This is a genomic window from Methylobacterium sp. WL1 (assembly GCF_008000895.1).
Taxonomy (GTDB): Bacteria; Pseudomonadota; Alphaproteobacteria; order Rhizobiales; family Beijerinckiaceae; genus Methylobacterium.
In genome coordinates this window covers 2,071,900-2,097,729 of the sequence record NZ_CP042823.1, presented here as the reverse complement: position 1 = coordinate 2,097,729, position 25,830 = coordinate 2,071,900, and the positions used below count along the sequence as shown (strand labels likewise).

At 70.4% G+C, this 25,830-nt stretch carries 25 protein-coding genes; 21 read left to right on the top strand and 4 right to left on the bottom strand.

The features are described 5' to 3' along the window. Positions 1-23 precede the first annotated feature (23 nt). On the bottom strand, positions 24-935 hold the full coding sequence (locus FVA80_RS10335; protein ID WP_147909137.1) for a cobalamin B12-binding domain-containing protein: 912 nt from the start codon (positions 933-935) through the stop codon (positions 24-26). A 326-nt stretch (positions 936-1,261) separates the two neighbouring features. Here FVA80_RS10335 and bchF point away from each other — a divergent pair, with 326 nt between their 5' ends. The 16 genes from bchF (at position 1,262) to FVA80_RS10255 (ending at position 19,753) form a co-directional block, all read left to right on the top strand. After that, the gene (gene bchF, locus FVA80_RS10330; RefSeq protein WP_147909138.1) at positions 1,262-1,768 is read left to right on the top strand and encodes a 2-vinyl bacteriochlorophyllide hydratase; all 507 of its coding nucleotides are present in this window, start codon (positions 1,262-1,264) and stop codon (positions 1,766-1,768) included. 50 nt (positions 1,769-1,818) lie between these two features. Then, positions 1,819-3,054, top strand: coding sequence for a ferredoxin:protochlorophyllide reductase (ATP-dependent) subunit N (locus FVA80_RS10325; protein ID WP_147909151.1), 1,236 nt, complete (start codon positions 1,819-1,821; stop codon positions 3,052-3,054). A gap of 4 nt (positions 3,055-3,058) precedes the next feature. Further along, positions 3,059-4,648, top strand: coding sequence for a ferredoxin:protochlorophyllide reductase (ATP-dependent) subunit B (gene bchB, locus FVA80_RS10320; protein WP_147909139.1), 1,590 nt, complete (start codon positions 3,059-3,061; stop codon positions 4,646-4,648). After that, positions 4,638-8,384, top strand: coding sequence for a magnesium chelatase subunit H (locus tag FVA80_RS10315; RefSeq protein ID WP_246692346.1), 3,747 nt, complete (start codon positions 4,638-4,640; stop codon positions 8,382-8,384). Before bchB ends, FVA80_RS10315 begins: the two co-directional genes overlap by 11 nt. Further along, positions 8,381-9,274 (top strand): ferredoxin:protochlorophyllide reductase (ATP-dependent) iron-sulfur ATP-binding protein, encoded by an 894-nt coding sequence (bchL, locus tag FVA80_RS10310; RefSeq protein ID WP_147909140.1) that lies wholly within the window; start codon positions 8,381-8,383, stop codon positions 9,272-9,274. The genes FVA80_RS10315 and bchL overlap by 4 nt, the downstream gene beginning before the upstream one ends. 33 nt (positions 9,275-9,307) lie before the next feature. Beyond that, the gene (bchM, locus tag FVA80_RS10305; protein ID WP_147909141.1) at positions 9,308-10,063 is read left to right on the top strand and encodes a magnesium protoporphyrin IX methyltransferase; all 756 of its coding nucleotides are present in this window, start codon (positions 9,308-9,310) and stop codon (positions 10,061-10,063) included. Continuing rightward, positions 10,060-11,490 (top strand): BCD family MFS transporter, encoded by a 1,431-nt coding sequence (locus FVA80_RS10300; RefSeq protein WP_147909142.1) that lies wholly within the window; start codon positions 10,060-10,062, stop codon positions 11,488-11,490. Before bchM ends, FVA80_RS10300 begins: the two co-directional genes overlap by 4 nt. Before the next feature lie 18 nt (positions 11,491-11,508). Next, positions 11,509-12,288, top strand: a complete 780-nt coding sequence (gene puhA / locus FVA80_RS10295; protein WP_147909143.1) for a photosynthetic reaction center subunit H — start codon at positions 11,509-11,511, stop codon at positions 12,286-12,288. After that, a complete protein-coding gene (gene puhB, locus FVA80_RS10290) occupies positions 12,285-12,941 on the top strand; it encodes a photosynthetic complex putative assembly protein PuhB (protein ID WP_147909144.1) in 657 nt (218 codons plus the stop codon). The genes puhA and puhB overlap by 4 nt, the downstream gene beginning before the upstream one ends. A gap of 11 nt (positions 12,942-12,952) precedes the next feature. Then, positions 12,953-13,441, top strand: a complete 489-nt coding sequence (gene puhC / locus FVA80_RS10285; RefSeq protein ID WP_147909145.1) for a photosynthetic complex assembly protein PuhC — start codon at positions 12,953-12,955, stop codon at positions 13,439-13,441. Continuing rightward, on the top strand, positions 13,441-13,737 hold the full coding sequence (locus FVA80_RS10280) for a hypothetical protein (RefSeq protein WP_147854059.1): 297 nt from the start codon (positions 13,441-13,443) through the stop codon (positions 13,735-13,737). Before puhC ends, FVA80_RS10280 begins: the two co-directional genes overlap by 1 nt. Next, a complete protein-coding gene (gene acsF / locus FVA80_RS10275; RefSeq protein WP_147909146.1) occupies positions 13,734-14,822 on the top strand; it encodes a magnesium-protoporphyrin IX monomethyl ester (oxidative) cyclase in 1,089 nt (362 codons plus the stop codon). The genes FVA80_RS10280 and acsF overlap by 4 nt, the downstream gene beginning before the upstream one ends. Position 14,823: 1 nt before the next feature. After that, positions 14,824-15,618, top strand: a complete 795-nt coding sequence (gene puhE / locus FVA80_RS10270) for a putative photosynthetic complex assembly protein PuhE (protein ID WP_147909147.1) — start codon at positions 14,824-14,826, stop codon at positions 15,616-15,618. A 110-nt stretch (positions 15,619-15,728) separates the two neighbouring features. After that, positions 15,729-16,946, top strand: coding sequence for a 5-aminolevulinate synthase (gene hemA / locus FVA80_RS10265; RefSeq protein ID WP_147909148.1), 1,218 nt, complete (start codon positions 15,729-15,731; stop codon positions 16,944-16,946). A gap of 174 nt (positions 16,947-17,120) precedes the next feature. Beyond that, the gene (bchI, locus tag FVA80_RS10260) at positions 17,121-18,134 is read left to right on the top strand and encodes a magnesium chelatase ATPase subunit I (protein ID WP_147909149.1); all 1,014 of its coding nucleotides are present in this window, start codon (positions 17,121-17,123) and stop codon (positions 18,132-18,134) included. A 338-nt stretch (positions 18,135-18,472) separates the two neighbouring features. After that, complete coding sequence (locus FVA80_RS10255) at positions 18,473-19,753, top strand: VWA domain-containing protein (RefSeq protein WP_246692345.1); 1,281 nt, start codon at positions 18,473-18,475, stop codon at positions 19,751-19,753. 265 nt (positions 19,754-20,018) lie between these two features. Here FVA80_RS10255 and FVA80_RS30455 read toward each other — a convergent pair whose 3' ends face one another. After that, positions 20,019-20,165, bottom strand: a complete 147-nt coding sequence (locus FVA80_RS30455; RefSeq protein ID WP_187193642.1) for a hypothetical protein — start codon at positions 20,163-20,165, stop codon at positions 20,019-20,021. 207 nt (positions 20,166-20,372) lie between these two features. Between FVA80_RS30455 and bchO the strand changes: the two genes are divergently transcribed. The 3 genes from bchO (at position 20,373) to FVA80_RS10240 (ending at position 22,697) form a co-directional block, all read left to right on the top strand. Continuing rightward, positions 20,373-21,278 (top strand): alpha/beta fold hydrolase BchO, encoded by a 906-nt coding sequence (gene bchO, locus FVA80_RS10250; protein WP_147909065.1) that lies wholly within the window; start codon positions 20,373-20,375, stop codon positions 21,276-21,278. A 90-nt stretch (positions 21,279-21,368) separates the two neighbouring features. Continuing rightward, positions 21,369-22,139 (top strand): gamma-glutamyl-gamma-aminobutyrate hydrolase family protein, encoded by a 771-nt coding sequence (locus FVA80_RS10245; RefSeq protein WP_147909064.1) that lies wholly within the window; start codon positions 21,369-21,371, stop codon positions 22,137-22,139. A gap of 186 nt (positions 22,140-22,325) precedes the next feature. After that, positions 22,326-22,697 (top strand): hypothetical protein, encoded by a 372-nt coding sequence (locus FVA80_RS10240; protein WP_147909063.1) that lies wholly within the window; start codon positions 22,326-22,328, stop codon positions 22,695-22,697. Positions 22,698-22,927: 230 nt separating this feature from the next. Here the strand turns inward: FVA80_RS10240 and FVA80_RS10235 are convergent, their stop codons facing one another. Then, positions 22,928-23,140 carry a hypothetical protein gene (locus FVA80_RS10235; protein WP_147909062.1) on the bottom strand — a complete coding sequence of 71 codons (213 nt, stop codon included), beginning with the start codon at positions 23,138-23,140 and terminating at the stop codon, positions 22,928-22,930. Positions 23,141-23,180: 40 nt separating this feature from the next. Next, entirely contained in the window at positions 23,181-23,363 is a 183-nt protein-coding gene (locus FVA80_RS10230; protein WP_147909061.1) for a hypothetical protein, read from the bottom strand. A 333-nt stretch (positions 23,364-23,696) separates the two neighbouring features. Between FVA80_RS10230 and FVA80_RS10225 the strand changes: the two genes are divergently transcribed. Both FVA80_RS10225 and dusA read left to right on the top strand, forming a co-directional pair. Beyond that, entirely contained in the window at positions 23,697-24,572 is an 876-nt protein-coding gene (locus FVA80_RS10225; RefSeq protein WP_147909060.1) for an SDR family oxidoreductase, read from the top strand. Positions 24,573-24,825: 253 nt separating this feature from the next. After that, positions 24,826-25,785, top strand: a complete 960-nt coding sequence (dusA, locus tag FVA80_RS10220; RefSeq protein WP_246692410.1) for a tRNA dihydrouridine(20/20a) synthase DusA — start codon at positions 24,826-24,828, stop codon at positions 25,783-25,785. Positions 25,786-25,830 lie beyond the last annotated feature (45 nt).

Sequence of the window (25,830 nt, the reverse complement as noted above, 5' to 3'; positions counted from 1 at the left end):
GAGAGTTGAAAATTTTGCCCCTTTCAGCAGGCCATGGCCCGTCTGTCCAGCAAGGCTTCTGCGGTTGCCGGCGCCAAGCAGCCGTCCGGAGCGCACGCATCCGCCCCGACGATGCCCGCCTCGCCGCCGTAGCGCGCGAAATACGGGCCGCCGACGATGACCCGGACCTCTGGATTGCAGGAGGCCTTCCGGACATCCGTCACGGTGCCGGACAGCGCCGGCAGGAACACGTCGCAGGACAGGGACAGGCCGACCACGTCGAACCACTCCGCGCGCAGCAGGGTCAGGGGATCGACCCCGGGGCCGGGGACCGCCGTGGTCACGTCCCAGCCGGCCTCGCGGAAGAAGCTCGCGACGATCGACAGGCCGAAATGGTGGGTCTCGCCCGGGCAGGGCAGCAGCAGCACGCTGCGGCCGTTGGCCGGCACGGTCTCGTCCTCGAGCTGGGCGCAGAGGCGCCGGCTCACCGCCTGCAGCCGGCCGAGCCCCTCGGTCACGGCCAGGAAATCGCAGGCGTCCTCCTCCCAGAGTTCCCCGAGATGGCGCGCCGCCGGGGCGAGCAGGTCGAGCAGCAGGCGCGGCAGCGGCAGCCCGCCCTCGCGCAGAGACGCGACCTGGCCGTCCAGGTCGATCGGCCCGGGGGCCAGCAGCAGGGCGCTGAAGGCCGCGATCTCCTGCGGGCTGGGCGCCCGGTCGCTCTGGGCCCGGCGCCCGACCGGCCGGTGGGCCATCATCAGGCGGGGCAGGATCTCCGCCTCGACCAGGCGGGCCAGCGCGTCCGGTACCGCCTTGTCGTCGGGGGAGGGGCGCGGGATGGCTTGGTGGCGCACCCGCGGCCCGTCGCCGTAGGCCGACAGGCCATCGCCGATCGCGCCGCAACCGCCAGCGATCGGACCCGGATCCAGACGCTCGCCGAAATGCCTCCAGTCTCCCATAGGCATCCCTCCCAGAAGCGGCCCCGGCCCAGGTGGGCCGGCGGTTCCGCAAGCGCGTCGAGTGCGGCGTTGCCCGCCGATCTTCTCAAGTCTTCGTCGTCGCAGATCCTCGAATCGAACCAGCCAAGCCACGGAAGGCATCGACCAGCGTTCGGAACGATACCTGAGCCGTCGATCTTGGCAATGACTTGGAACAAAGAAAATATATCAAACTCGATGTCACCGGAACGAAGCGTCAAGCGCACTTGACACTTTTGGTGCCTGGGCCCTAGCCTCTGCCAACGACGACACCCGACGGGCGTCGCCGAGCACAGGGGAGCGGATGCATGGGTCCCGGGGACCGGCCATCACGACCGCTCTACACGTCCGCCCAGCGGCAGAGGCGCGACGCCTCGCCCTGGACGCTGGTGCAAGGACTGCTCGCCCCGCTACAATTCCTGATTTTCCTGATGAGTCTGGCCCTGGTGCTGCGGGCGCTCGCCACTGGGCAAGGCCTGCTCGCCGCTCAGATCTCGGTCGTGGCCAAGACTGTGGCGCTCTACGCAATCATGGTGACGGGCTCGATCTGGGAAAAGGTCGTGTTCGACCGCTGGTTGTTCGCGCCGGCCTTCTTCTGGGAGGATGTGGTCAGCATGCTGGTGCTGGCGCTCCACACTGCCTACCTCGCCGCGTTGGTCACTGGCGCGCTGGCTGAGCGGGCCCTGCTGATCCTCGCTCTGGCGGCCTACGCCACCTACGTGATCAACGCCGGTCAGTTTCTGCTCAAGCTCCGGGCCGCCCGCCTGGAGGGCACCGGCGCCGGCGGGCCGCATCTGGCGGAGGCGCTGTCGTGAACGCGCCCGTCCAGCCCCCCGTCACTGCAACGTCGGCCGCCTGCGGCGGCATCGACCTCCATCAGGAGCACGGCCAGCGCGCGGTGTTCTGCGGGCTCACCGGCATCGTCTGGCTGCACCGGAAGATCCAGGATGCGTTCTTTCTGGTCGTCGGCTCGCGCACCTGTGCCCACCTGATCCAGTCGGCCGCCGGGGTGATGATCTTCGCAGAGCCGCGCTTTGCTACCGCGATCATCGACGAGCGCGACCTCGCCGGCATCGCCGACGCCAACGAGGAGCTCGACCGGGTCGTCACCCGGCTGATCGAGCGCCGTCCGGACATCAAGCTGCTGTTCCTGGTGGGCTCCTGCCCGTCCGAGGTGATCAAGCTCGACCTGTCCCGGGCGGCCCAGCGCCTGTCGGGACGCCTCGCACCGGTGCGGGTGCTGAACTATTCCGGCTCCGGCATCGAGACGACCTTCACGCAGGGAGAGGATGCCTGCCTGGCCGCCCTCGTGCCGGAGCTGCCCCGGTCATCCTCCGAAGCGGAGCCCTCGCTCCTGATCGTCGGCGCGCTGGCCGACGTGGTCGAGGACCAGTTCGTCCGGATGTTCTCTGCGATGGGGATCACGGACGTCCGGTTCCTCCCGGCCCGCCGCGCCGGGGCCATGCCGGCGGTCGGGCGGAACACCCGCTACCTGCTGGCCCAGCCGTTCCTGGCCGACACCGCCCGGGCCCTCGACGAGCGCGGCGCGCACCGCCTCGCCGCTCCGTTCCCGCTCGGCGCCGAGGGCACCACTGGCTGGCTGCAGGCGGCCGCCGAGGCATTCGGCGTCACCGACGAATCCTTCGCGGCAGCGACCGCGGCCGGTCGCGCCAGGGCTCAGACCGCGCTTGCGGCCCACCGCGAAAATCTCACTGGCAAGCGGGTGTTCTTCTTCCCCGACTCCCAGCTCGAAGTGCCGCTTGCCCGGTTCCTCGCCCGCGAACTCGGTGCGGAACTCGTCGAGGTCGGGACCCCGTACCTGCACCGGGCGCATCTGGCGGCCGAGATCGAGATGCTGCCGGCGGGGACCCGCGTGACCGAGGGCCAGAGCCTCGACGACCAGATGGACCGCTGCCGGGCGGCGCGTCCGGACCTCACAGTCTGCGGCCTCGGTCTCGCCAACCCGCTTGAGGCCGAGGGCCTGTCGACCAAGTGGTCGATCGAGCTGCTGTTCACGCCCGTGCAGGGCTACGAGCAGGCCGGCGACCTCGCCGAATTGTTCGCGCGTCCGCTCCGGCGTCGCGCGCTGTTGGAGGTGTAGGGCGATGCAGCTCACCCTCTGGACCTACGAAGGCCCCCCGCATATCGGCGCGATGCGCATCGCCACCGCGATGACCGGACTTCACTACGTGCTGCACGCGCCGCAGGGCGATACCTACGCGGACCTGCTGTTCACGATGATCGAGCGGCGCGATGCCCGCCCGCCCGTCACCTACACGACCTTCCGGGCTCAGGATCTCGGCCGCGACACCGCCGAGCTGTTCAAGACCTCGGTCGCCGCCGCCTACGCGCGCTTCCAGCCGCATGCGATGATCGTCGGCGCCTCCTGCACCGCCGAGCTGATCCAGGACGATCCGGGCGGGCTGGCCAAGGCCCTCAACCTGCCGATCCCGGTGATCCCACTGGAGCTGCCGGCCTATCAGAAGAAAGAGAACTGGGGGGCGTCCGAGACCTTCTATCGGTTGGTCCGGGCGCTCGCCGGAGCGCCCGGACCGCGTCCCGCGCGGGAGCCGGGCCGGCATCCGCTTTGCAACATCCTCGGCCCGACGGCGCTCGGCTTTCGCCACCGCGACGACCTGATCGAGATCCGCAGGCTGCTTGATACGCTCGGGGTCGACGTCAACGTGGTGGCGCCGCTGGGTGCCAGCCCGGCCGACCTCGGTCGCCTCAAGGATGCCGACTTCAACGTCGTGCTCTACCCGGAGACCGCCCGCAGCGCGGCCGAGTATCTCAAGAAGAGCTTCGGGCAGCCGTTCACCCGTGAGGTGCCGCTCGGCGTCGGCGCCACGCGCCGCTTCGTCGCCGAGATCGCGGGCCTCGCCGGCCTCGATCCGGCACCGCTCCTCGAGGGCCCTGGCTCGCGGCTCCCGTGGTACTCGCGTTCTGTCGATTCGACCTACCTGACCGGCAAGCGCGTCTTCGTATTCGGCGACGCCACGCACGCGATCGGCATCGCCAGGATGGCGGCCCGGGAGCTGGGCTTCACCGTCGTCGGCCTCGGGACCTACAGCCGCGAATTCGCCCGCGAAGTTCGGGCCGAGGCCGCCGAGCACGGCATCGAGGCGCTGATCACCGACGATTATCTCGACGTCGAGGCTGCGATCCGCGCCGCCGCCCCCGAGTTGGTCCTCGGAACCCAGATGGAGCGCCACGTCGCCAAGCGGCTCGGCATCCCCTGCGCGGTGATCTCCGCCCCGATCCACGTCCAGGATTTCCCGGCACGCTACGCTCCGCAGATGGGTTTCGAGGGCGCCAACGTCCTGTTCGACACCCTCGTCCATCCGTTGATGATGGGCCTGGAGGAGCACCTGCTCGGTATGTTCCGGGAGGATCCCGAATTCCACGACGGCGTCGGGCCCTCGCATCTCGGCGGCAACGCCCTCGCGGTCTCCGCGCCGCAGGAATCCGAAGCGGCCGATCCGGCACCGGCAGCGACTGCCGCGATCCTCCTGGACGAAGACGTCGTGATCACGGCCGCGCCCTGGGCGCCCGAGGCCGAGAAAGAGCTGAAGAAAATCCCGTTCTTCGTGCGCGGTAAGGCGCGCAGCAACACGGAGAAATTCGCCCGTGAGCGGCGGCTGCCGCTCATCACCCTCGAAACCCTCTACGACGCCAAGGCGCATTATGGCCGCTAGAGCGCTCACCGCCGGCCTGGCGGCCGGCTCGGCCAAGGCGGACGCATCCAAGCGCCGGCCGCCGATTCGGGTCGTCATCGTCACACTCGACAACCACCTCGCGAGCGCGGTGGAGCGGGCGCGTCTGCGCCTGCGGTCCGAGATGCCGGGTCTGGTGCTCGACTTCCACGCGGCGGCCGAGTGGGACAACGATCCTGCCTCGCTCGACGCCTGCCGCAGCGACATCGCGCAGGCCGACATCGTGCTCTCCGCGATGCTGTTCATGGACGAGCATGTCCGGGCGATCCTGCCGGCGCTCGCGGCGCGGCGTGACGCTTGCGACGCGATGGTCGGGTGCCTGTCCGCCGGCGAGGTGGTGAAGACGACCAAGCTCGGCCGCTTCGACATGAGCGGCAACAAGCGCAGCGCCCTCGACTTTCTGAAGAAGCTGCGCGGCAAGCCGGGCCAGCAGGGCAATGCCGGCCGGCAGATGGCGCTTGTGCGCAAACTGCCGAAGATCCTGCGCTTCATCCCGGGCTCGGCGCAGGATGTGCGCGCCTATTTTCTCACCCTGCAATACTGGCTCGCCGGCTCGGATGAGAACGTCGCGGCGCTGGTCCGCTTCCTGGTACACCGCTACGCCGCCGGTGCCCGCGCGGCGTGGCGCGACGGACCGGCCGCGCCGGCCCCACTCGACTATCCTGAAACCGGCCTCTACCACCCTCGCTTGGCCGGCCGGATCGGCCAGGACCCATCCCGGCTGCCCCGCGGCGCCGACGCGAAAGGCCGCGTCGGGCTGCTGCTGATGCGCAGCTACGTGCTGGCCGGCAACACCGCCCATTACGATGGTGTGATCGCCGCCCTCGAAGCCCGGGGCCTCGACGTGGTTCCCGCCTTCGCCAGCGGCCTCGACAACCGTCCGGCCGTGGACGCCTTCTTCATGCAGGACGGCCGCGCCCGCATCGACGCGCTGGTGTCGCTCACCGGGTTCTCGCTAGTCGGCGGCCCGGCCTACAACGACGCCGCCGCCGCCGAGGCGATGCTGGCCCGGCTGGACGTACCCTACATCGCCGCGCAGGCTTTGGAGTTCCAGACGATCGAGCAATGGGAGGCGGGCGAGCGTGGCCTGTCGCCCGTGGAGGCGACCATGATGGTCGCGATCCCCGAACTCGACGGCGCCACCGCCCCGATGGTGTTCGGCGGCCGCTCGTCGGCCTCCGGCAGCGACAACGCCCGGGACATGCGCGCCCATCCGGAGCGAGTCGCCCGCCTCGCCGAGCGTGTCCGGAGCCTCGTTTCTCTGCGCCGCACTCCGAAGGCCGAGCGCAAGCTCGCCGTGGTGCTGTTCAACTTCCCGCCGAATGCCGGCGCCACCGGCACGGCGGCGTTCCTGTCGGTCTACGCTTCGCTGCTCAACACCCTGAAGGGCTTGGCGGCGGAGGGCTACACCGTGGATGTTCCGGAGACCGTCGATGCCCTGCGCGACGGGATCCTCGAGGGTAACGCCAAGCGCTACGGGACCCAGGCCAACGTCCACGCCCGCATCCCGGCCGAGAACCACCTGCGCCGGGAGACATATCTGGCCGAGATCGAGGCCCAGTGGGGCCCGGCACCCGGCCGCCACCAGACCAACGGCGCCGACCTGTTCGTGCTGGGCGCCCGGTTCGGAAACGTCTTCGTCGGCGTACAGCCGGCCTTCGGCTACGAGGGCGACCCGATGCGGCTGCTGTTCGAGCGCGGCTTCGCGCCGACCCACGCGTTCTCGGCCTTCTACCGCTACCTGCGCGAGGATTTCGCCGCCGACGCCGTGCTGCATTTCGGCACCCACGGGGCGCTCGAGTTCATGCCCGGCAAGCAGACCGGACTGTCCGAGGCCTGCTGGCCGGAGCGGATGATCGGGGCACTGCCAAACATCTACCTCTATGCCGCCAACAACCCTTCTGAAGGGACCCTGGCCAAGCGCCGCTCGGCCGCGACATTGGTGAGCTACCTGACCCCGAGCCTGGCCACCGCCGGGTTGTACCGCGGGCTGCTCGACTTGAAGAGCTCGATGGAGCGCTGGCGCGGGCTCGATCTCGAAGCGACGGCCGAGCGTGGGACCCTCGCCCGGATGATCCAGGACCAGGGCGCGGCCCTCGACCTCGTCGCCGCCGAGCCGGCCTGGACCGGCGATCTCGGCGTCCGGGTCGGCAACCTCTGGTCCGCCGTGCAGGAGTTGGAGCAGACCCTGATCCCGCACGGGCTGCATGTGGTCGGCCAAGGCGTCCCGGAGGAGGAGCGGGTCGATCTGCTGCTCGCCCTGGCGGAAGCCTCGCACGGGCTGAAGCCGGACCGTGCCGGCATCGCCGCCCTGGTGGCCGGCGGCGCCATCGAGGATGCCTTCGCGGCCTCCGGGCTGCCCGAGCATCCCGAGACCCGCACCGCGTTCTCTGACCTCGCCAGGACCGAGACCCTGCTGGCGAGGGACCACGAGGTCCCGGCCCTGCTGCGGGCGCTCGATGGCCGCTTCATCCCGCCGGTGGCCGGAGGCGACCTTCTGCGCAACCCCGCGATCCTGCCGACCGGGCGCAACATCCACGGCTTCGACCCGTACCGCTTGCCGTCGACCTTCGCGGTCGCCGACGGCGCCCGGCAGGTCGAGCGCATCCTCGAGCGCTTCGCTGCGGACGGCAAACCCTATCCCGAGAGCGTGGCCTTGGTCCTGTGGGGGACTGATAACCTCAAGAGCGAGGGCGGCCCAATCGCGCAGGCGCTGGCGCTCATCGGCGCGGCCCCGCGCTTCGACGGTTACGGCCGTCTCAGCGGCGCCGCGCTGATCCCGTTAGAGACCCTCGGCCGCCCGCGGATCGACGCGGTCGTCACCCTCTCGGGCATTTTCCGCGACCTTCTGCCCTTGCAGACCAAGCTCCTCGCCGAAGCCTCCTATCTCGCCGCCACCGCCGACGAGCCATTGGAAAAGAATTTCGTCCGGAAGCACGCGCTGGCGATCCAGGCGGAGCAGGGCTGCGACCTGGAAACCGCTGCGCTACGGGTCTTCTCGAACGCCGAGGGCGCCTACGGGGCCAACGTCAACCACTTGGTCGATTCGGGGGCCTGGGACGACGATGCCGAGCTGTGCGAGACGTTCTCGCGCCGCAAGAGCTTCGCGTATGGCCGCACGGGCAAGCCCACGCCGCAGCGGGACCTGATGAAGACGGTGCTGGCCTCCGTCGACATGGCCTACCAGAATCTCGACTCGGTCGAGGTCGGCGTCACCTCGGTGGACCACTACTTCGACGGCCTGGGCGGCATGGGCCGGGCGGTGGCCCGCGCCCGCGGCGAAGCGGTGCCGATCTACATCAGCGACCAGACCCGCGGGGAGGGGCGCGTGCGCTCCCTGGAGGAGCAGGTGGCGCTTGAGACGCGCACCCGCATGCTCAACCCGAAATGGTACGAGGGCCTGCTCGGACACGGCTATGAGGGCGTGCGCCAGATTGAATCCCACCTGACCAACACGGTCGGCTGGTCGGCCACCGCCAACGCGGTCCAGCCCTGGATCTACGAGCGGATCACCGAGACCTACGTGCTCGACCCGGCCATGCGCGAGCGCATGGCTTCCCTCAACCCCACCGCCTCCGCCAAGGTCGCCCAACGGCTGATCGAGGCACACCGGCGCGGCTTCTGGACTCCGAACGCAGAGATGCGGGACGCCCTCGACCGGGCCGAGGAGGAACTGGAAGATCGTCTCGAGGGCGTCACCACAGGAGTCGCCGCATGAACATCGCCATCCGTAATCCGGTCGTTGCCCGGAAGGAAGAAGGCAGCCTCCAGGTCGCCCTCGATCCGGACCTGAAGATCGAGACCGCGAAGGTGTTCGCGGTCTACGGCAAGGGCGGCATCGGCAAGTCAACCACCTCGTCGAACCTGTCGGTGGCGTTCTCGAAGCTCGGCAAGCGGGTGCTGCAGATCGGCTGCGACCCTAAGCACGACTCGACCTTCACGCTGACCAAGCGCCTCGCCCCAACGGTCATCGACGCCCTGGAAGCGGTGAACTTCCACTCGGAGGAGCTGCGCGTCGAGGACTTCGTGGTCGAAGGCTACAACGGCGTGATGTGCGTCGAGGCCGGCGGCCCGCCCGCGGGTACGGGCTGCGGCGGCTACGTGGTCGGCCAGACCGTGAAGCTCCTCAAGGAGCATCACCTGCTTGAGGACACCGACGTCGTCGTGTTCGACGTGCTGGGCGATGTGGTCTGCGGCGGCTTCGCCTCGCCGCTCCAGCATGCCGACCGTGCGCTGATCGTCACCGCCAACGACTTCGACTCGATTTTCGCGATGAACCGGATCGTGGCGGCGATCCACGCCAAGTCCAAGAACTACCCGGTGCGGCTCGGCGGCGTCATCGCCAACCGCTCGGCCAAAACCGACGAGATCGACCGGTTCAACGACGCGGTCGGCCTGAAGCGGCTGGCGCACTTCCCCGATCTCGACGTGGTCCGCCGCTCGCGGCTCAAGAAGTCGACCCTGTTCGAGATGGACTCCTCCCCCGAGCTCGACGCGGTCACGGCCGAGTACATGCGCCTCGCCGAGACGCTCTGGGCCGGCGGGGAGCCCTGCGAAGCCCTGCCGATGAAGGACCGCGACCTGTTCGAATTCCTAGGGTTCGATTGAGATTGGGGTTCGATTGAGATTGGGGTTCGACTGATGGCGGGCGCGAGCTACGACACAAGACGGGGCGAACTGACCACCTATTTCGACCGCACCGCGGTCGAGGCCTGGTCGCGCCTGACCTCCGATGCGCCGGTGAGCCGGATCCGCGCCACCGTGCGGGCCGGCCGGGACGCGATGCGCGGAACGCTGCTCTCTTGGCTGCCCGCCGACATGACCGGCCTGCGCCTGCTCGATGCCGGCTGCGGCACCGGGGCGCTCAGCGTCGAGGCTGCACGGCGCGGCGCCGAAGTGGTCGCCATCGACGTCTCGCCGACCCTGGTCGAGCTCGCACGGGAGCGCCTGCCGGCGATCCCCGGCGCCGGCCGGATCGATTTCCGCGTCGGCGACATGCTCGACCCGGACCTCGGCCGCTTCGACCACGTGGTGGCGATGGATTCGCTGATCCATTACCGCGCCGCCGACATCGTCCGGGCGCTCGCTCTCCTAGGCGCCCGCACCGACGGCTCGGTGCTGTTCACGGTGGCGCCCCGCACGGCGCTGCTGACCCTGATGCACGCGGCCGGGCAGTTCTTTCCCCGCGGCGACCGCTCGCCGGCGATCGTTCCGGTGACGGAGGGCGGGCTCCGGCGGCGCATCTCTTCGGAGCCGGCGCTCGACGGGTTCGCCTGGGCGCGGAGTCACAGGGTCAACAGCGGGTTCTACCTGTCGAACGCGGTGGCGCTGACACGGACGCGCCCGTCCACGCCTTGCGAACGCGGGGACGCGGCCCGGCCCGGGGCGTCGTCATGAGGACCGCCTCCCGGAAACTCACCCACGCCCTGATGCGCCTCGGCCCGGCGATCCTGCCCTTCGCGGATGCCGCCACTGTCGAGCTGCCGATGGGGCGTCTGCTGCGGCTCGCGCTGTTCCAGGTCACGGTCGGCATGGCGGCGGTGCTGCTGATCGGCACGCTCAACCGGGTGATGATCGTCGAGCTCGGCGTTCCGGCCTGGATCGTCGCCGTGATGCTGGCCCTGCCGCTGATCTTCGCGCCGTTGCGGGCCCTGGTCGGGTTTCGCTCGGACACGCACCGCTCGGTTCTGGGCTGGCGGCGGGTGCCGTATATCTGGTTCGGCACCCTGCTCCAGTTCGGCGGCCTGGCGATCATGCCGTTCGCGCTGCTGATCCTGTCCGGCGACACCACCGGCCCGCTCTGGGTCGGGGACGTGGCGGCGGCCTTCGCGTTCCTGCTGGTCGGGGCCGGTCTGCACACCACCCAGACCGTTGGTCTCGCCCTCGCCACCGACCTCGCCCCCGCGCATGCCCGGCCCAAGGTGGTGGCCCTGCTCTGCGTCGCCCTGCTGTTCGGCATGATGGCGAGTGCCCTGCTGTTCGGGCTGTTCCTGGCCCACTTCTCCCCCGTGCGGCTGATCCAGGTGATCCAGGGCGCGGCCCTGGTCACCATCGTGCTGAACGGGATTGCCCTGTGGAAGCAGGAGCCGCGCGACCCGAACCGGAGCCGGACCGCTCCCACACGGGACTTCCGCTCCTCCTGGCGCGACTATGCCGGGCAAGGTGCCGCGCGGCGGCGCCTCGTGGCGATCGGGCTGGGCACCGCCGGGTTCTCGATGCAGGACATCCTGCTGGAGCCCTATGGCGGCCAGATCCTGCACCTTTCGGTCGGGGCGACCACGGCGTTGACCGCGCTGCTCGCCGCCGGCGGCGGGCTTGGCCTGCTGATCGCCGCCCGCTGGCTCGGGCGCGGCGGCGACCCGTTCCGGGTTTCGGCGGTGGGCGTCGGCATCGGCATCCTGGCGTTCTCGGCGGTGGTCTTTGCGGCGCCGCTGGCTTCGGCCGACCTGTTCGCGGCCGGTGTGAGCCTGATCGGCCTGGGCGGCGGCCTGTTCGCCCACGGCACGCTCACCGCCTCAATGAACCGGGCCGGGCCCGAGGATACCGGGCTGGCGCTCGGCGCCTGGGGCGCCGTGCAGGCGACCGCAGCCGGCCTCTCGATCGCCGCCAGCGGCGTGGTACGCGACGTCGGCGGCGCCATCGCCCAGTCGGGGGTGCTCGGCGAGGGCATGAACGAGCCCGCGATCGGCTACCTCATCGTCTACCACATCGAGATCGCCCTCCTGTTCGCGGCCCTGATCGCCCTGGGTCCGCTCGTGCGGGAGGACGCGCGTGCAACGGTTCGAGATCGCCTCGGCGGCACCCTTGCCGAACGGACGGCCTGAGACTCGGGGAGGACAACCATGCCAACCGGCGCCATTACGGGTTACGTCGACGTCGCCCAGGTCGTGCTCTACGCCTTCTTCATCTTCTTCGCCGGCTTGGTGTTCTGGCTGCGCCGGGAGGATCGCCGGGAGGGCTACCCGTTGGAGAACGAGATCGTCGGCCGTCGCAAGGCGCCGGACCCGGTCCTGATCCCGCGCTCCAAGGCGTTCCACCTGCCGGGCGGCGAGACCACTTACGCGCCGCAGGCGATGCAGGGCCGCGACGACATCGAGACCGGGATCCCGGCCCGCAAGGTCGAGCCCTGGCCCGGCGCGCCGTACGAGCGGACCGAAACGTCGCTCCAGGCCGGCGTCGGCCCCGGTTCCTGGGTCGTCCGCCACGACGTGCACGACAGGACCTGGGACGACGAGAAGCGGATCGTGCCCCTGCGGGTCGCCACCGCGTTCGTCGTCCACGAGGACGGTCCGAACCCGATCGGCATGACCGTGTTCGGCACCGATAACGGGGTGGCGGGCGTGGTCAGCGATGTCTGGATCGACCGCGGCGAATCGCTGATTCGCTACTACGAGGTCGAATTGCCCGCGGGCGGACGCCGGCTGATGCCGTCCGCGTTCTGCCGGGCCGGCGGCTTCACCAAGACGGTGAAGTCCGAAGCCCTGCTCGCCGACCAGTTCGCCGACATCCCGGCGACGCGGGATCCCGACAGCATCACCTTCCTGGAGGAGGAGCGGATCATGGCCTATTTCGGTGCCGGCACGCTCTACGCCACCCCGGCCCGGGCGGAGCCCCTGCTATGAGCGGCGATTTCCTGCCCGAGGGCACCCCGCGCGGGTTGCCGGGCCCGCTTCCTGCGGGCGAGCGCATCCTGTGGCAGGGCGCGCCGACCACCGCGGGGGCACTGGTCCGGATCTATCACGCCCGCCTGGTCGCCGCCTGGTTCGCCGCCTGCGCCCTGGCCTTTGGGATCAGCGCCGGCTCGCCCGCGGCGGCGCTCTCCACCGTGGGGCCGACGCTGGTGGTCGGCGCGGTCGGATTGGCCCTTCTGCGTCTGTTCGCCTGGCTGACCCACCGCACCACGGTCTACACGATCACCAACCGCCGGGTGGTGCTGCAGGCTGGGATCGCCCTGCCGGTGACCCACAACGTGCCCTTCGCCCAGATTGAGGGTGCGGCGTTGCGTGCCTTCACGGACGGGAGCGGAGACTTGCCGCTCCAGTTGCGGCCGGGCCTCCGCATCGCCTACCTTCAGCTGTGGCCGCATGCCCGGCCCTGGCGTCTCGGCCGGACTCAGCCCATGCTGCGATCCGTGCCTGATGCGGATGCGGTTGCGATGGTCCTGGCGCGGGCGATCGAGGCCCATGCCGAGGCGTCTCAGACGGTACGGCCCATGATCGTCCCGCGTCCGCGGGCGGTCCAAGACAATCCCGGCCGCCTCGTCGCGGCCGAGTAGGGAGAGGCGCGATGGGCGATCGGGCGGAGAGCGTCGGCCGGGCCAAAAGCTCGGCAGCCGGACCGGCACCGGCTCTGCTGATGATCGGCGCCGGCGCGCTGATGGGCTTCTCCATGCTGGCCGTCCTGATCGGGCGCAGCGAAGGCATCGGCATGATTGCCCTGCCGCCGGCCAAGCCCGTCGAGCGGCTCGAATTCCGCGCCGAGGACCAGGTCGACGGGTCGATCGCACTGCGCAACGCCGCCGACCGGCACATCGTCGCCTGGATCCGCCCCGGCGAGGACGGCTTTCTGCGCGGGACGCTGCGGGGCCTGGCCCAGGCCCGCCAGCGCGATGGCCTCGGCCAGGAACAGCCGTTCAGCCTGACCCGCTACGACGACGGCCGTCTCTCGCTCGCGGACGACGCCACCGGCCGCCGGGTGCCGCTAGAGGCGTTCGGCCCGACCAATGCCGGCGCCTTCGCCCGGCTGCTCGCCGCCGCCACGACGGAGACCCGCTGATGGGCCTGTTTGGGAGCCGCACCGTCACCGTGCCCTGCACGGTCGAGATCGAGCAGACGCCCGAGAGCCTGCACGCGCACGTGACCCTGGATTCCGGCTTCGAGATCGAGCCCGGCGACGAGGTCCAGGTCCACGACGCGCCGACCTCCGTGCCCTATGGCGAGCGGCTCACCGTCCGCCGCACCGCCACCGTCACCCGGGCCGGCCCGCTCGAGCGGGCCTGGACCAAGCTCGTCGCCCATCTCGAACTGACCGAACTCTACGAGGTCAGTTTTTCCGAGAGGAGGAAGCTGTGAACGCTCCTGTCCCGCCGCTCTCCGGCCAGCCGGTCCCGAAAACACCGGTCAACGAATCGACCAAGGCCGCGCAGGAGACGACCTTCCTGAGCCCGCGCTTCTACACCACCGATTTCGTCGAACTCGACCGCACCGATGTCGAGCCCGTGCGCCGGGACTGGGACCTGCTCATCGCCGAGTTGCGCGACGACCCCAACAAGCGCCACTTCACCCGCAACGCCGACTTCGACTGCGACCTGTCGCAGATGGAGCCCGAGCTGCGGAAGGAGTTTCTGGATTTCCTGGTTTCGTCGATCACCGCCGAGTTCTCCGGCTGCGTGCTTTACGCCGAGATGAGGAAGCGCGCCAAGAACAAGGACATCAAGGAGCTGTTCGGCTTCATGAGCCGTGACGAGGCGCGCCACGCCGGCTTCATCAACGACACGCTGAAGGATTTCGGCATCGGCGTGGACCTGGGCTTCCTCACCAAGTCGAAAAAATACACGTTTTTCCGGCCGAAGTTCATCTTCTACGCGACGTACCTGTCCGAAAAGATCGGCTACGCCCGCTACATCACGATCTTCCGCGAGCTGGAGAAGCACCCGGAGCGGCGCATCCACCCAATCTTCAAGTGGTTCGAGCTGTGGTGCAACGACGAGTTCCGCCATGGCGAGGCGTTCGCGCTGCTGATGCGCGCCAACCCCAAGCTGACCAGCGGCATCAATCGCTACTGGATCCGGTTCTTCCTGCTCGCGGTCTTCGCCACGATGTACGTGCGCGACCATCACCGCCCGGCCTTCCACGCCGCGCTCGGGGTCGATCCGACCGACTACGATTACAGGGTCTTCCGCATCACCTCCGAGATCTCGCGGCAGACCTTCCCGCTGGAGCTCGATCTCGACAACCCGACGTTCCACGCCGGGCTGGAGACGCTGCTGGCCTGCTCCCGGGCGATCGCGGAAGCCCGGGCTCAGGGCAGCGTCCTGGGCAAGCTGAAGCACGGGGTCCAGGTGCTGCGCGCGGCCGCCACCTTCGTCCGGCTCTATCTCCTGCCGGTGAAGGCGAACGCATTGCCGGCCGACATCCGCCTCCAGCCGGTCTGGTAGAATGGCGACCTACGCCGCGCCGGTGGTCTACGCGCTTCTGCTCTGGTGGTTCTCCACCGGGCTGATCCTGCTGCTCGACCATGCGCCGCGGCGCACGCATCCCTGGAGCATGGCCGGCGCGACGCTGCTGCTTGCCGGCGCCCTGGTGGCGATCCGTACCAGCGCCCAGGATACCAGCGCCGCAGGGGCCTACACGGCCTTCACGGCGGCCCTGGTGGTCTGGGGCTGGCAGGAGATGAGCTATTACATGGGCTTCCTGTCGGGCCCGAAGCCGTTCGCCTGCGCGCCGGGCCTGCGCGGTTTCGACCGGTTCCTGGCTGCGCTCGCCACCAGCCTGTGGCACGAATTCGCCATCGTGATCGGCGGCCTGGCGATCCTGGCGCTGGTCTGGGGCGGGGCCAACACCATCGCGTTATGGACCTACGGCGCGCTGGTGGTGATGAACCTGTCGGCGCGGTTGAACCTGTTCCTCGGGGTGCGCAACCTGCACGCCGAGTTCCTGCCTGATCACCTCGGCTACCTGGCCTGCTACCTGTCGCGCAAGCCGATGAACCTGCTGTTCCCGGTCTCGGTGAGCCTCGGCACGATCGCGGCGGGGCTGCTCGGGCGGGCGGCGCTCGGTCCGGACCTGCTGGCGCACGAACTGATCGGTTTCACCGTGCTGGCGACCCTGATGGCGCTGGCGACGCTCGAACACTGGTTCCTGATGCTGCCGCTGCCCTCGGCCGAATTGTGGCGGTGGAGTCTGCCGGCCCGCGGGCCGGACGGCGCGGCACGGCCGCGGGACAACGGGTAGACCCGGGCATCACAACGGGAGTTCGCGCGCGCACCAGTTTGGAACTGGTCGCGTGCGAAATCCAACCACACAGGCGGGGGCAACCCGCGAACCCATCGGGGAGAGGCGACATGGACTACGAGACCTTCTTCGGAGCCGAGATCGCCGGTCTCCACCGCGAAGGGCGCTACCGGGTCTTCACCGATCTCGAGCGCCACGCCGGCAACTTCCCGCACGCCACGCACCACCACCCGGCCGGCACGCGCCCGGTCACGGTCTGGTGCTCGAACGACTATCTCGGCATGGGCCAGCACCCCACGGTTACCGGGGCGATGCACGAGGCGATCGACCGCTGCGGCGCCGGGGCCGGGGGCACCCGCAACATCTCCGGCACCAACCACTATCACGTGCTGCTGGAGCAGGAGCTCGCCGACCTCCACCGCAAGGAGGCGGCCCTGCTGTTCACCTCCGGCTACGTCTCGAACTGGGCGGCGCTCGGGACCCTGGCGTCGCGCCTGCCGAACTGCGCGGTCTTCTCCGATTCCGAGAACCACGCGTCGATGATCGAGGGCATCCGGTTCTCCCGGGCCGAACGCCACATTTTTCGTCACAACGATCCGGAGGATCTGAACCGGAAGCTCGCCTTGGTCGATCCGGCCCGGCCGAAGCTCGTCGCGTTCGAATCCGTGTACTCGATGGACGGCGACATCGCCCCCCTCGAAGAAATCTGCGACGTGGCCGAGGCCCATGGGGCGCTCACCTATCTCGACGAGGTCCACGCGGTCGGCCTCTACGGCGCCCGTGGCGGCGGAATCTCGGAGCGCGACGGCGTCGCCCACCGCCTCGACGTGATCGAGGGGACGCTGGGTAAGGCGTTCGGCGTGCACGGCGGCTACATCACCGCCTCGGAGAAGCTGTGCGACTTCGTGCGCAGCTTCGCCTCCGGCTTCATCTTCACCACCTCGCTGCCCCCCGCGGTGGCGGCGGGCGCCGCGGCCTCGATCCGCCATCTCAAGGCCAGCGGCACCGAGCGGGCGCGCCATCAGGAGCGCTGCGCCAAGGTCCGGACCGCCCTGGAGGCCGCCGACATCCCGGTCCTGCCCAACGACAGCCACATCGTGCCGGTGATGGTCTGCGATCCCGTGCTGTGCAAGGCGATCTCCGACACCCTGCTCGACGAGTTCGGCATCTACGTGCAGCCGATCAACTACCCGACGGTGGCCCGCGGCACCGAGCGCCTCCGGATCACCCCGTCGCCGCTGCACACGGACGCGGATATCGCCAATCTGGTCGGGGCGCTCTCCACGATCTGGGCGCGGATTGGGCTCCGGCAGAAGGCGGCGGAGTAGCGGTTCCCTTCTCCCACCCGCTCCCGCATCCTGAGAGCCCGCGCGAGCGGGCGTCGACGGAGCCTTCAAGCCGGCGACCCGATCCCCGGAGGTCTCGTTCGAGGCCTTCGCTGCGCTTCGGCACCTCAGGATGAGGGGGGTGGATCGGATTCCCCAGTAGCATCGAGTCACCGCGTGCCAACCTTCCCCTTCTCGGCCATCGTCGCGCAGGACGAGATGCGCCAGGCGCTGCTGATCGCCGCCGTGGATCCCTCCATCGGCGGCGTGCTGGTGTTCGGCGACCGCGGCACGGGGAAGTCCACGGCGATCCGGGCGCTGGCTGCCCTGCTGCCGCCGATGCGGGCGGTGGTCGGCTGCCCGTACCGGTGCGACCCCGACAGCCCGGCCGAAGCCTGCCCGCACTGCGCGGCCACGCCGGGCCCGCGCAAGAGTCACAAGACGGCGGTGCCGGTGGTGGACCTGCCGCTCGGCGCCACCGAGGACCGGGTGGTCGGCACCCTCGATCTGGAGCGGGCGCTCGGCGCCGGCGTGAAGGCGTTCGAGCCGGGCCTGCTGGCCCGGGCCAATCGCGGTTTTTTGTATATTGACGAAGTGAACCTCCTCGAGGACCACCTGGTGGATCTCCTCCTCGACGTGGCGGCCTCCGGGATCAACACCGTGGAGCGGGAGGGCCTCAGCTTGCGCCACCCCGCCAAGTTCGTCTTGGTCGGCTCCGGCAACCCGGAAGAGGGGGAGTTGCGCCCGCAGCTGCTCGACCGGTTCGGGCTGGCCTGCGAGGTCGTGACCCCGCGGGACATCGCCACCCGGATCGCGGTGGTGCGCGCCCGCGACGCCTACGAGCGCGACCCCGAGGGGTTCTGTGCCGCCCGCGCCCGGGACGAGGCCGCCATCCGGAAGAAGATCCTGTTGGCCCGGGAACGCCTGCCGGGCCTGACGGTGCCGGATTCGGCGCTGGAGCGCGCCGCTCAGCTTTGCCTGGCGCTCGGCACCGACGGCTTGCGCGGCGAGCTGACCCTGATGCGCACGGCCCGGGCCTTGGCGGCCCTCGACGGCGCCGGGTCGGTCACGGACGACCACATCCGCCGGGTCGCCCCGGCCGCCCTGCGCCATCGCCTGCGACGCAATCCGCTGGACGAATCCGGCTCGACCGCCCGGGTCGAGCGGGCGCTGGCGGAGGTGTTCTCGTGACGGAGCCGCCGTCTCTCCCTCCCCGCGCTACGGGGGAGGGTACCCTGCGCAGCATAGGGGGCCGGGACGAAGTCCCGCGAGAGGGGCAGCGCGTCGGCTCAGAATGCGAGACCCGTCGCGGCTCCTCCGGCAGCGGCGCTCCCCTCTCCCGACCCTCGCTGACGCGAGGGCCATCCTCCCCCGCAGAGGGGGGAGGGAAGGCGGAAGCACCAAAAAAAACCTGGCTCGAAGCCAGCGTCGCCGCACGCCTCCTGGCCGCGGACCCGAGCGGATGCGGCGGCGCGGTGGTGCGGGCGGGGCCCGGCCGTGCGCGACCGCTGGCTCGATGACTGCGGGCGTTGCTTCCCACAGGCACGCCCTGGCGGAGGCTGCCGCCGGGCATCGGCGACGACGGCCTGCTCGGCGGCCTCGACCTCGCCGCGACGCTCGCGGCCGGCCGGCCGATGGCGCGGGCCGGCTCTCGCCGAGGCGATGGTGGGCTGATCGTCTGCCCATGGCCGAGCGGCTGCCCCCGGCGTCGCGGCCCGCCTGGCCGCCGCCCTCGACACGGTACCGCGTCGGAGCGGCCGGCGCGCTTCGGCCTCGTGCTGCTCGACGAGGGCGAGGGCGACGAGACCGTGGCGGAGTCCCTCGCCGACCGCCTGGCCTTCCGGATCGACCTGAGCGGCGTCGGGCTCGCGGATTGCGATGCCGCTCAAGTCGATCCGGAGTCCGATCCCGGCGCCCCGGAAGCCGACCCGCTCGGCGTACTGTGCCGATTGTCGGAGGCGTTCGGCGTCGCCTCCCTGCGCGGGCCAATGCTGGCCGCCCGGGTGGCCAGGTCCCTGGCAGCCGGGAACCCGGTCGGCGCGGCCGAGCTCACCATGGCGGCTCGCCTGGTCCTGGCGCCGCGGGCCACGCGGCTGCCCATGCCGGAGGACGCGCCACCCGAGGAGGCCGAGGCACCACCTCCGCCCCGCCCGCGGAAGACCAGGCTGCCGCGGAAGACGTCGGATCCCGCCCCGCCGAGGCGGCCGACGACCGCGTGCTCGATGCGGTGCGCACGGCGATCCCGGCAAACCTCCTGGATCAGTTGCTGGCGGGGGCGTACGGCTCTCGGCCGCGAAGGCCGGGCGGGTCGGCCAGCCGGCGTCCCGCCGGGCGGCCGATCGGCAGCCGGCGGGCGATCCGCGGCGCGGGCGCCTCGACCTGCTGGCGACCCTGCGGGCGGCGGCCCCGTGGCAGACGCTGCGGCGGGCGGAGGGGAAACCCGCCCGATCGTGGTCCGGCGGGACGACCTGCGGATCCGGATCCTGCGGCAGCGGACCGAGACCACGACGGTGTTCTGCGTCGACGCCTCGGGCTCGGCCGCCCTGGAGCGGCTGGCCGAGGCGAAGGGCGCGGTCGAGCTGCTGCTGGCCGAGGCGTATGTCCGGCGCGACCGGGTCGCCCTGGTGGCGTTCCGCGGCAGCGGTGCGGAACTGGTACTGCCGCCGACCCGCTCGCTCACCCGGGCGAAGCGCGGCCTCTCGGCCTGCCGGGCGGGGGTGGGACGCCGCTGGCCGCCGGGATCGATGCGGCACTCAACGTGGCGCTCGGCGTGCGCCGGAGCGGAAGCCGACCGGTCATCGTGCTGTTGACTGACGGACGCGCCAACGTGGCACGCTCGGGGAGGCGGCCGGGCCGGGCCGGGCCGAAGCCCTGCAGGCGGGCTGGCGTCTGGGCGGCCGGGTTGCCGGCCCTGGTGATCGATACCGGGGCCCGGGGCGAAGGCGCCCGGCGGTCGCCGAGGCGATGGCGGCCCGCTATCTCGTGCTGCCGCGGGCCGATGCCGGCCTGCTCAGCGCCGCGGTACGGGTCGCGCTCTGAGCAGAGAGGTTGGGCGGGGCCGAACCCGGTCGAGGATCAGAGGTGGTAGCCGGCCCCGAGATCGGCGACGCGCTGGTTGTGGGACATCCAGGCGTTCAGCATCTCGCGGAACAGGCCTCGGAAGCTCCAGCGGCCGTTGGTCGAGCCGGCAAAGTGATGGGTCGAGGAGGTGAAGACGATCATGGCCGGTTCCAACGATGAGAGATGCGCGGTGCCTGCGTTCGCCCCTTTGATGCTCTCGATGCTGCGTCGCAGCAATCCAGGCTGTGGCAGCGGTGGCATGCGATTTCCGCATGCGTTCTCAGTGGCTTACGAAATAATTCCAACCCAGAACGATAGCGCAGCCATGATCCATGTAGCTACCTTTGGTGCGTCGCGGGACGATGGCCGGTGCTGAGGCCCCGCGACGCCGACCGGCCCGATTGGGCAGTCGAGGGCCGGGATTGGCCGCATCGGGACGCGAGCCGCTTCGTTGAGGCGGCGGGCCTGCGCTGGCATGTCCAGGAGTTCGGGCGGCCCGAGGCGCCGGTGCTGCTGCTCCTGCACGGGACCGGGGCGGCCACCCATTCCTGGCGCGGGCTCGCACCGCTCCTGGCCCAGGATTTCTTCGTCATCGCCCCGGACCTTCCGGGCCACGGCTTCACCGATCCCCTGCCGGACGCCGACCTGTCGCTGCCCGGCATGGCCAGGGCCGTGGCGGGGCTCGTGGGCGTGCTCGGACGCCCGCCCATCGTGGCGGCCGGTCACTCGGCTGGGGCGGCCGTGCTGGCGCGGATGTGCCTGGACGGGTCGATCGCGCCGCGCCTGCTCGCGGCATTCAACGGTGCGCTGGCGCCGTTGCCCGGGGCGGCGAGCCTGCTGTTCCCCGGCATGGCGAGGCTGCTGTTCCTCAACCCGTTCACGCCGAGGATCTTCGCCTGGACGGCGGACCGGTCGGCGGCCAAAAAGCTGATCGAGGGGACGGGCTCGCGGCTCGATCCGCAGGGCGTCGATCTCTACAGGCGCCTGTTCGCCCGGGCCGGGCACGTCCGCGGGGCGCTGGGCATGATGGCGAACTGGGATCTCGCCGGCCTGCACCGGGCGCTGCCGGAGCTCACGACCCGGACCCTGCTGATCGTCGGCGGCGACGACCAGGCGATCCGACCCGACACCGCCTTCTCGGTCCGCGACCGCTTGCCCGACGCCCGCGTCGCGCTGATCCGGGGGCTCGGCCATCTCGCGCACGAGGAGGCTCCCGAGCGGGTCGCCGAGGTGCTGCACGAGGAGGCCCGGGCCGCGGGCATTCTCGGCGTCTGACGGGACTGGCGCCGGGTTTGCGTGGGTCGTAGAGCCAACCGCAAGGTGCAGGGCCTGCGGCGAGGCCAAGATGAAGGAGTGGCCGGGACGATGGCGAGACCCGTGATCGGCGTCATCGGAAACGCGCGCCTGCTCGACAACCGGTTCACGGCACAGATCGTCGGCCAGAACAACCTCCGGGCGGTGGCCGAAGTGGCCGGGGCCCTGCCGCTGATGTTCGCCGGCTGCCCCGGGATCACCGATCTCGGCGACCTCCTCGACACGGTCGACGGCATCCTGCTCACCGGCGGCCGCGCCAACGTCCATCCAACCCGGTTCAGCACCGCGGCGGACCCCGCCCACGAGCCCTACGACGAGGCCCGCGACGCGACGGCGCTTCCGCTGATCGAGGCCTGCGTGGCGCGGGGCGTACCACTGTTCGGCATCTGCCGCGGGTTTCAGGAGATGAACGTCGCCTTCGGTGGCAGCCTGCACCCGGAGATCCGCAACCTGCCCGGGCGCCTCAACCACCGGATGCCACGGCTCGAGAATGGCGAGATTCACCCGGACCTCGAAGTGGTGTTCGCCGACCGCCACGCGGTCCGCCTCACCCCGGGCGGCGCCTTCGCGCGGCTGCTCGGGTGCGAGACGATCCGGGTGAACTCCTTGCACGGCCAGGGCATCTTGAAGCCGGGCGCCCGTATCGTGATCGAAGGCATCGCCGAGGACGACACCATCGAGGCGATCCGCATCCACGACGCGCCGGGCTTCGCCCTGGGCGTGCAATGGCACCCGGAGCACGACGCCGCGACCAACCCGATCAACCGGGCGTTGTTTGCGGCGTTCGGGGCTGCGACGGCGCGGAGGCGGGCCTCACGATGAGAGGCGTTGGATAGACCCTGCGACGGCCCACTATCGGCATCGCCGATCAGGCCGGCACCCTTCGATATCGCGCCGCTGCGAACGCATTTACTGCAGAAAGCAAATTGACCACACCGCGAAACGCTTTTGTTTTGATCTAGTAACAGCAGCACCGGGCGTCTGGGCGGGATCAGCACGGTCCGGCAGATGGGCAACGCGCTCGGGGACCCTGCGCGGGCGCGTCGGCTACGCCTTCGACCGCACCCTCGTGTACGGCACCGGCGACTTCGCCTACGCAGGCGAGACCTGCCGCGGCGTCTTCCAGACGGCGGCAGCTCGCGCGTCGAGACCGGCTATGCCGTCGGCGGCGGCATCGAGTTCGCCCTGTTTACCGATTCGGCGTTCAATATCTTCCACACCAACGCCGTGACCCTCAGAGGCAAGGCGCTGTACTACGATTTCGGACGCCGCACCGTCCCGGTCGTGGCGGTCGGACCGGGCGTCGGCGCCTACGTGGCGCGCTTCCGGAACGCGGGCGTGCTCGGCCGCTTCGGCTTGAACTACAAGTTCGGCAGCTAAAGCATCGCTCCGGAAGGCGGCCGCCGGCTCGTCGATGGCTTCGCGGTCCGCTCAGGACTGCAAGCGCTCGCCGCCGACAGGGATCCCGGCTCGGTCGAGCGAGGGCCTCGCATCAAGGATCTGGCGCATTCGGCAAAAGGCCGAGTAAGTATGGCCTTCTGTTTCCGTCGGTCGGCCTTTCGTCCTCCGCATCGGCCCTGACGAGCCCGAGCGGCGTTCGCATCCGCGCCTCACGGCCGCTTCGGCACCGGCCGCCGGCAATAGGCGCGCGCCTCCGCGTCCGAGAGGCCGTCCTGGGCCGTCACACATTGATCGAGGGTCAGGCCGATGCTGGCCGCGTAGGTCTGGTTCGGCGACAGGGCCTCGCGGGCGAGACCCGCCAGGTAGACCAGGAACGCGGCCACCGCGACCAGGGTCACGGCCACGACGGCGCGGTTCAGCATCGGTCCCGCTCCCGTCCACGCCGGAGGACCCAGCGGCCCATCACGGGAACCCGACCAACAGTTGCGCCAGCGCGAGCAGCACGAGGCCCGCGCAGATCAGCACGACGGCGGTGCGATCGAGATCAGGCCGGCCCATCGCGGGCCGGCCTAACCCATCGTGCCGGGTACTGGAACCGGTACGATACGCTGGCTTTCTGATGCGCATCGGCTTTTTGCCGAACACCGGTGGCCGCCTTTCAGGATGATGCTCCCGCGTCCGCCGTGGAGCGGGCGGCGCCCGGCGCGGAGCTCACTGGAGCACGCCCCACAGGCCCGCTGCCAGGCCGAAGGTGAGCGCCAGCATCGCGGCGCCGAGCAGGGCGCCATCGATCCTGCGTGCGACGCGAGCCTCAGACTGCAACACGATCATGGCGCGCCCTCCCTCGGGCCGGAGAATGGGGAGCGCCTGTTGCTGCTCGATGTCCCCGCGTCTCTGTCCCCATCGGCGCGTCGGCGCGGCACAGGAACACCCCGGTCGAGCCATCGTTGGACCCAATAACCCAACGAGAGACCCCGCATGACCACAGATCCGCTGCACAAGTATCCCCGTCCGCCGTTCGAGGCGCAGCCGCAGAGCTTTCCGGGCAAGACCGGCCGCATGGCGCCCGAGCCCGATCACGGCGAGGACAGCTACAAGGGCGCGGGCAAGCTCACCGGCAAGGTCGCGCTGATTACCGGTGGCGACAGCGGCATCGGCCGCGCGGTGGCGATCGCCTACGCCCGCGAGGGGGCCGACGTCGCCATCTCGTACCTGCCCGACGAGCAGGCGGATGCCGAGGCGGTGAGCGGCTGGATCGAGAAGGCGGGTCGGCGCGCGCTGCTGCTGCCGGGCGACCTCAAGGATCCCGCCTACGGCCGCTCGATCGTGGCCCGCACCGCAGAGACCTTTGGACGCCTCGACGTGCTTGTGAACAACGGCGCGTTCCAGCAGCCGAACCAGGGCCTGGACGCCATCGAGGACGCCATCTTCGAGGACCATTTCCGCACGAACGTGTTCGGCCCGTTCTACGTGACCAAGGCGGCGCTCGCCCACCTGAAGCCCGGCGCGTCGGTGATCTTCACCTCCTCGGTGAATTCCAAGCATCCGATGCCGTCCCTCATGGCCTATAGTGCGACCAAGGGCGCACTGAGCAACATGGTGCTGAGCCTGTCCCAACTCCTGGCCGAGAAGGGCATCCGGGTGAACGGCGTGCTGCCGGGCCCGATCTGGACGCCGTTCATCCCGTCCGGGATGAGCCAGGATTCGGTGAAATCCTTCGGTAGCCAGGTGCCGTTCGGCCGCCCGGGCCAGCCGGCCGAGCTCGCCTCCGCGTACGTGATGCTGGCCTCCGAGGAGAGCAGCTACACGTCGGGGGCGCTCGTCACCGTGGCCGGCGCGATGCCGGTGTTCTGAGCCGGACCGCTCCCGCTTTCTGCATCCGGGAACACCGCCGGGCTTGCCACCGGGCGGTGTCCCACACCCGCGCGCTTTTCGAGGCTCGCCCGCCCGTGGTATCAACAGGCCTCCTCCTCGATCCACCGGAAGACACCGACCGCGCCCCGAGGCGCGGGGCGCCGGCAGGACACGGGTCAACACGGATCTTGCACACGTGACGGCGGCTGAGACTTGCGGCGCACTTCCGGGATGGCGGTTCTCCGTCGCCCCGATGATGGACTGGACCGATCGCCATTGCCGGGCCTTCCACCGCACCCTCTCGGCGCGGGCGCGGCTCTATACCGAGATGGTGACCACGGGCGCGGTGCTGCATGGCCCGCGCGAACGGCTGCTTGGGTTCTCCGAGCAGGAGCATCCGGTCGCGGTCCAGCTCGGCGGGTCGGATCCGGCCGAGCTGGCGCAGGCGGCGCGGATCGCGGCGGAGTTCGGCTACGCCGAGATCAACCTCAATGTCGGCTGCCCGTCCGACCGGGTGCAGGACGGCCGCTTCGGCGCCTGCCTGATGCGCGAGCCGGCCCTGGTCGGCGACTGCGTGGCAGCCTTGAAGGCAGCCGTGTCGGTTCCCGTGACGGTCAAGTGCCGGATCGGCGTCGACGACCAGGATCCCGAGGCGGCCCTGGATGCGCTCGCCGACGCGGTCGTGGCCGCGGGGGTGGACGGGCTGATCGTCCACGCCCGCAAGGCCTGGCTCCAGGGGCTGTCGCCCAAGGAGAACCGCGACGTGCCGCCCCTCGATTACGGCCGCGCCGCACGGCTGAAGCGGCGGCTCGGCGCCCTGCCGGTGGCGGTCAACGGCGGCCTGCGCGACCTGGATACGGTGCGCGCGCGCCTCGCCGAGGTGGACGGCGCGATGGTCGGGCGCGCCGCCTATACCGAGCCGGCGCTGCTGCTCGGCGTCGATCCGGAGCTGTTCGGCGTGGCCGCGCCCGTCCCCGACGCCTTCGCGGCCATGGCGGCGTTCGAGCCCTACCTGGCTGAGGTCCTGGCCCGGGGCGAGCGTCTGCATGCCGTGACTCGCCACATGCTCGGTCTGTTCAACGGAAGGCCCGGCGCCCGGGCCTTCCGGCGCCACCTCTCGACCCACGGAATGCGGCCCGATGCCGGACTCCAGACCCTGCGGGATGCGGTCGCCCTGGTCTCGCGCGAAGTGCCGGAGGCGCGGGCGGCGTGAGCGGCGCCCCGTCTCAGCGTATCGTGCCGGGCATCTGTACGATGC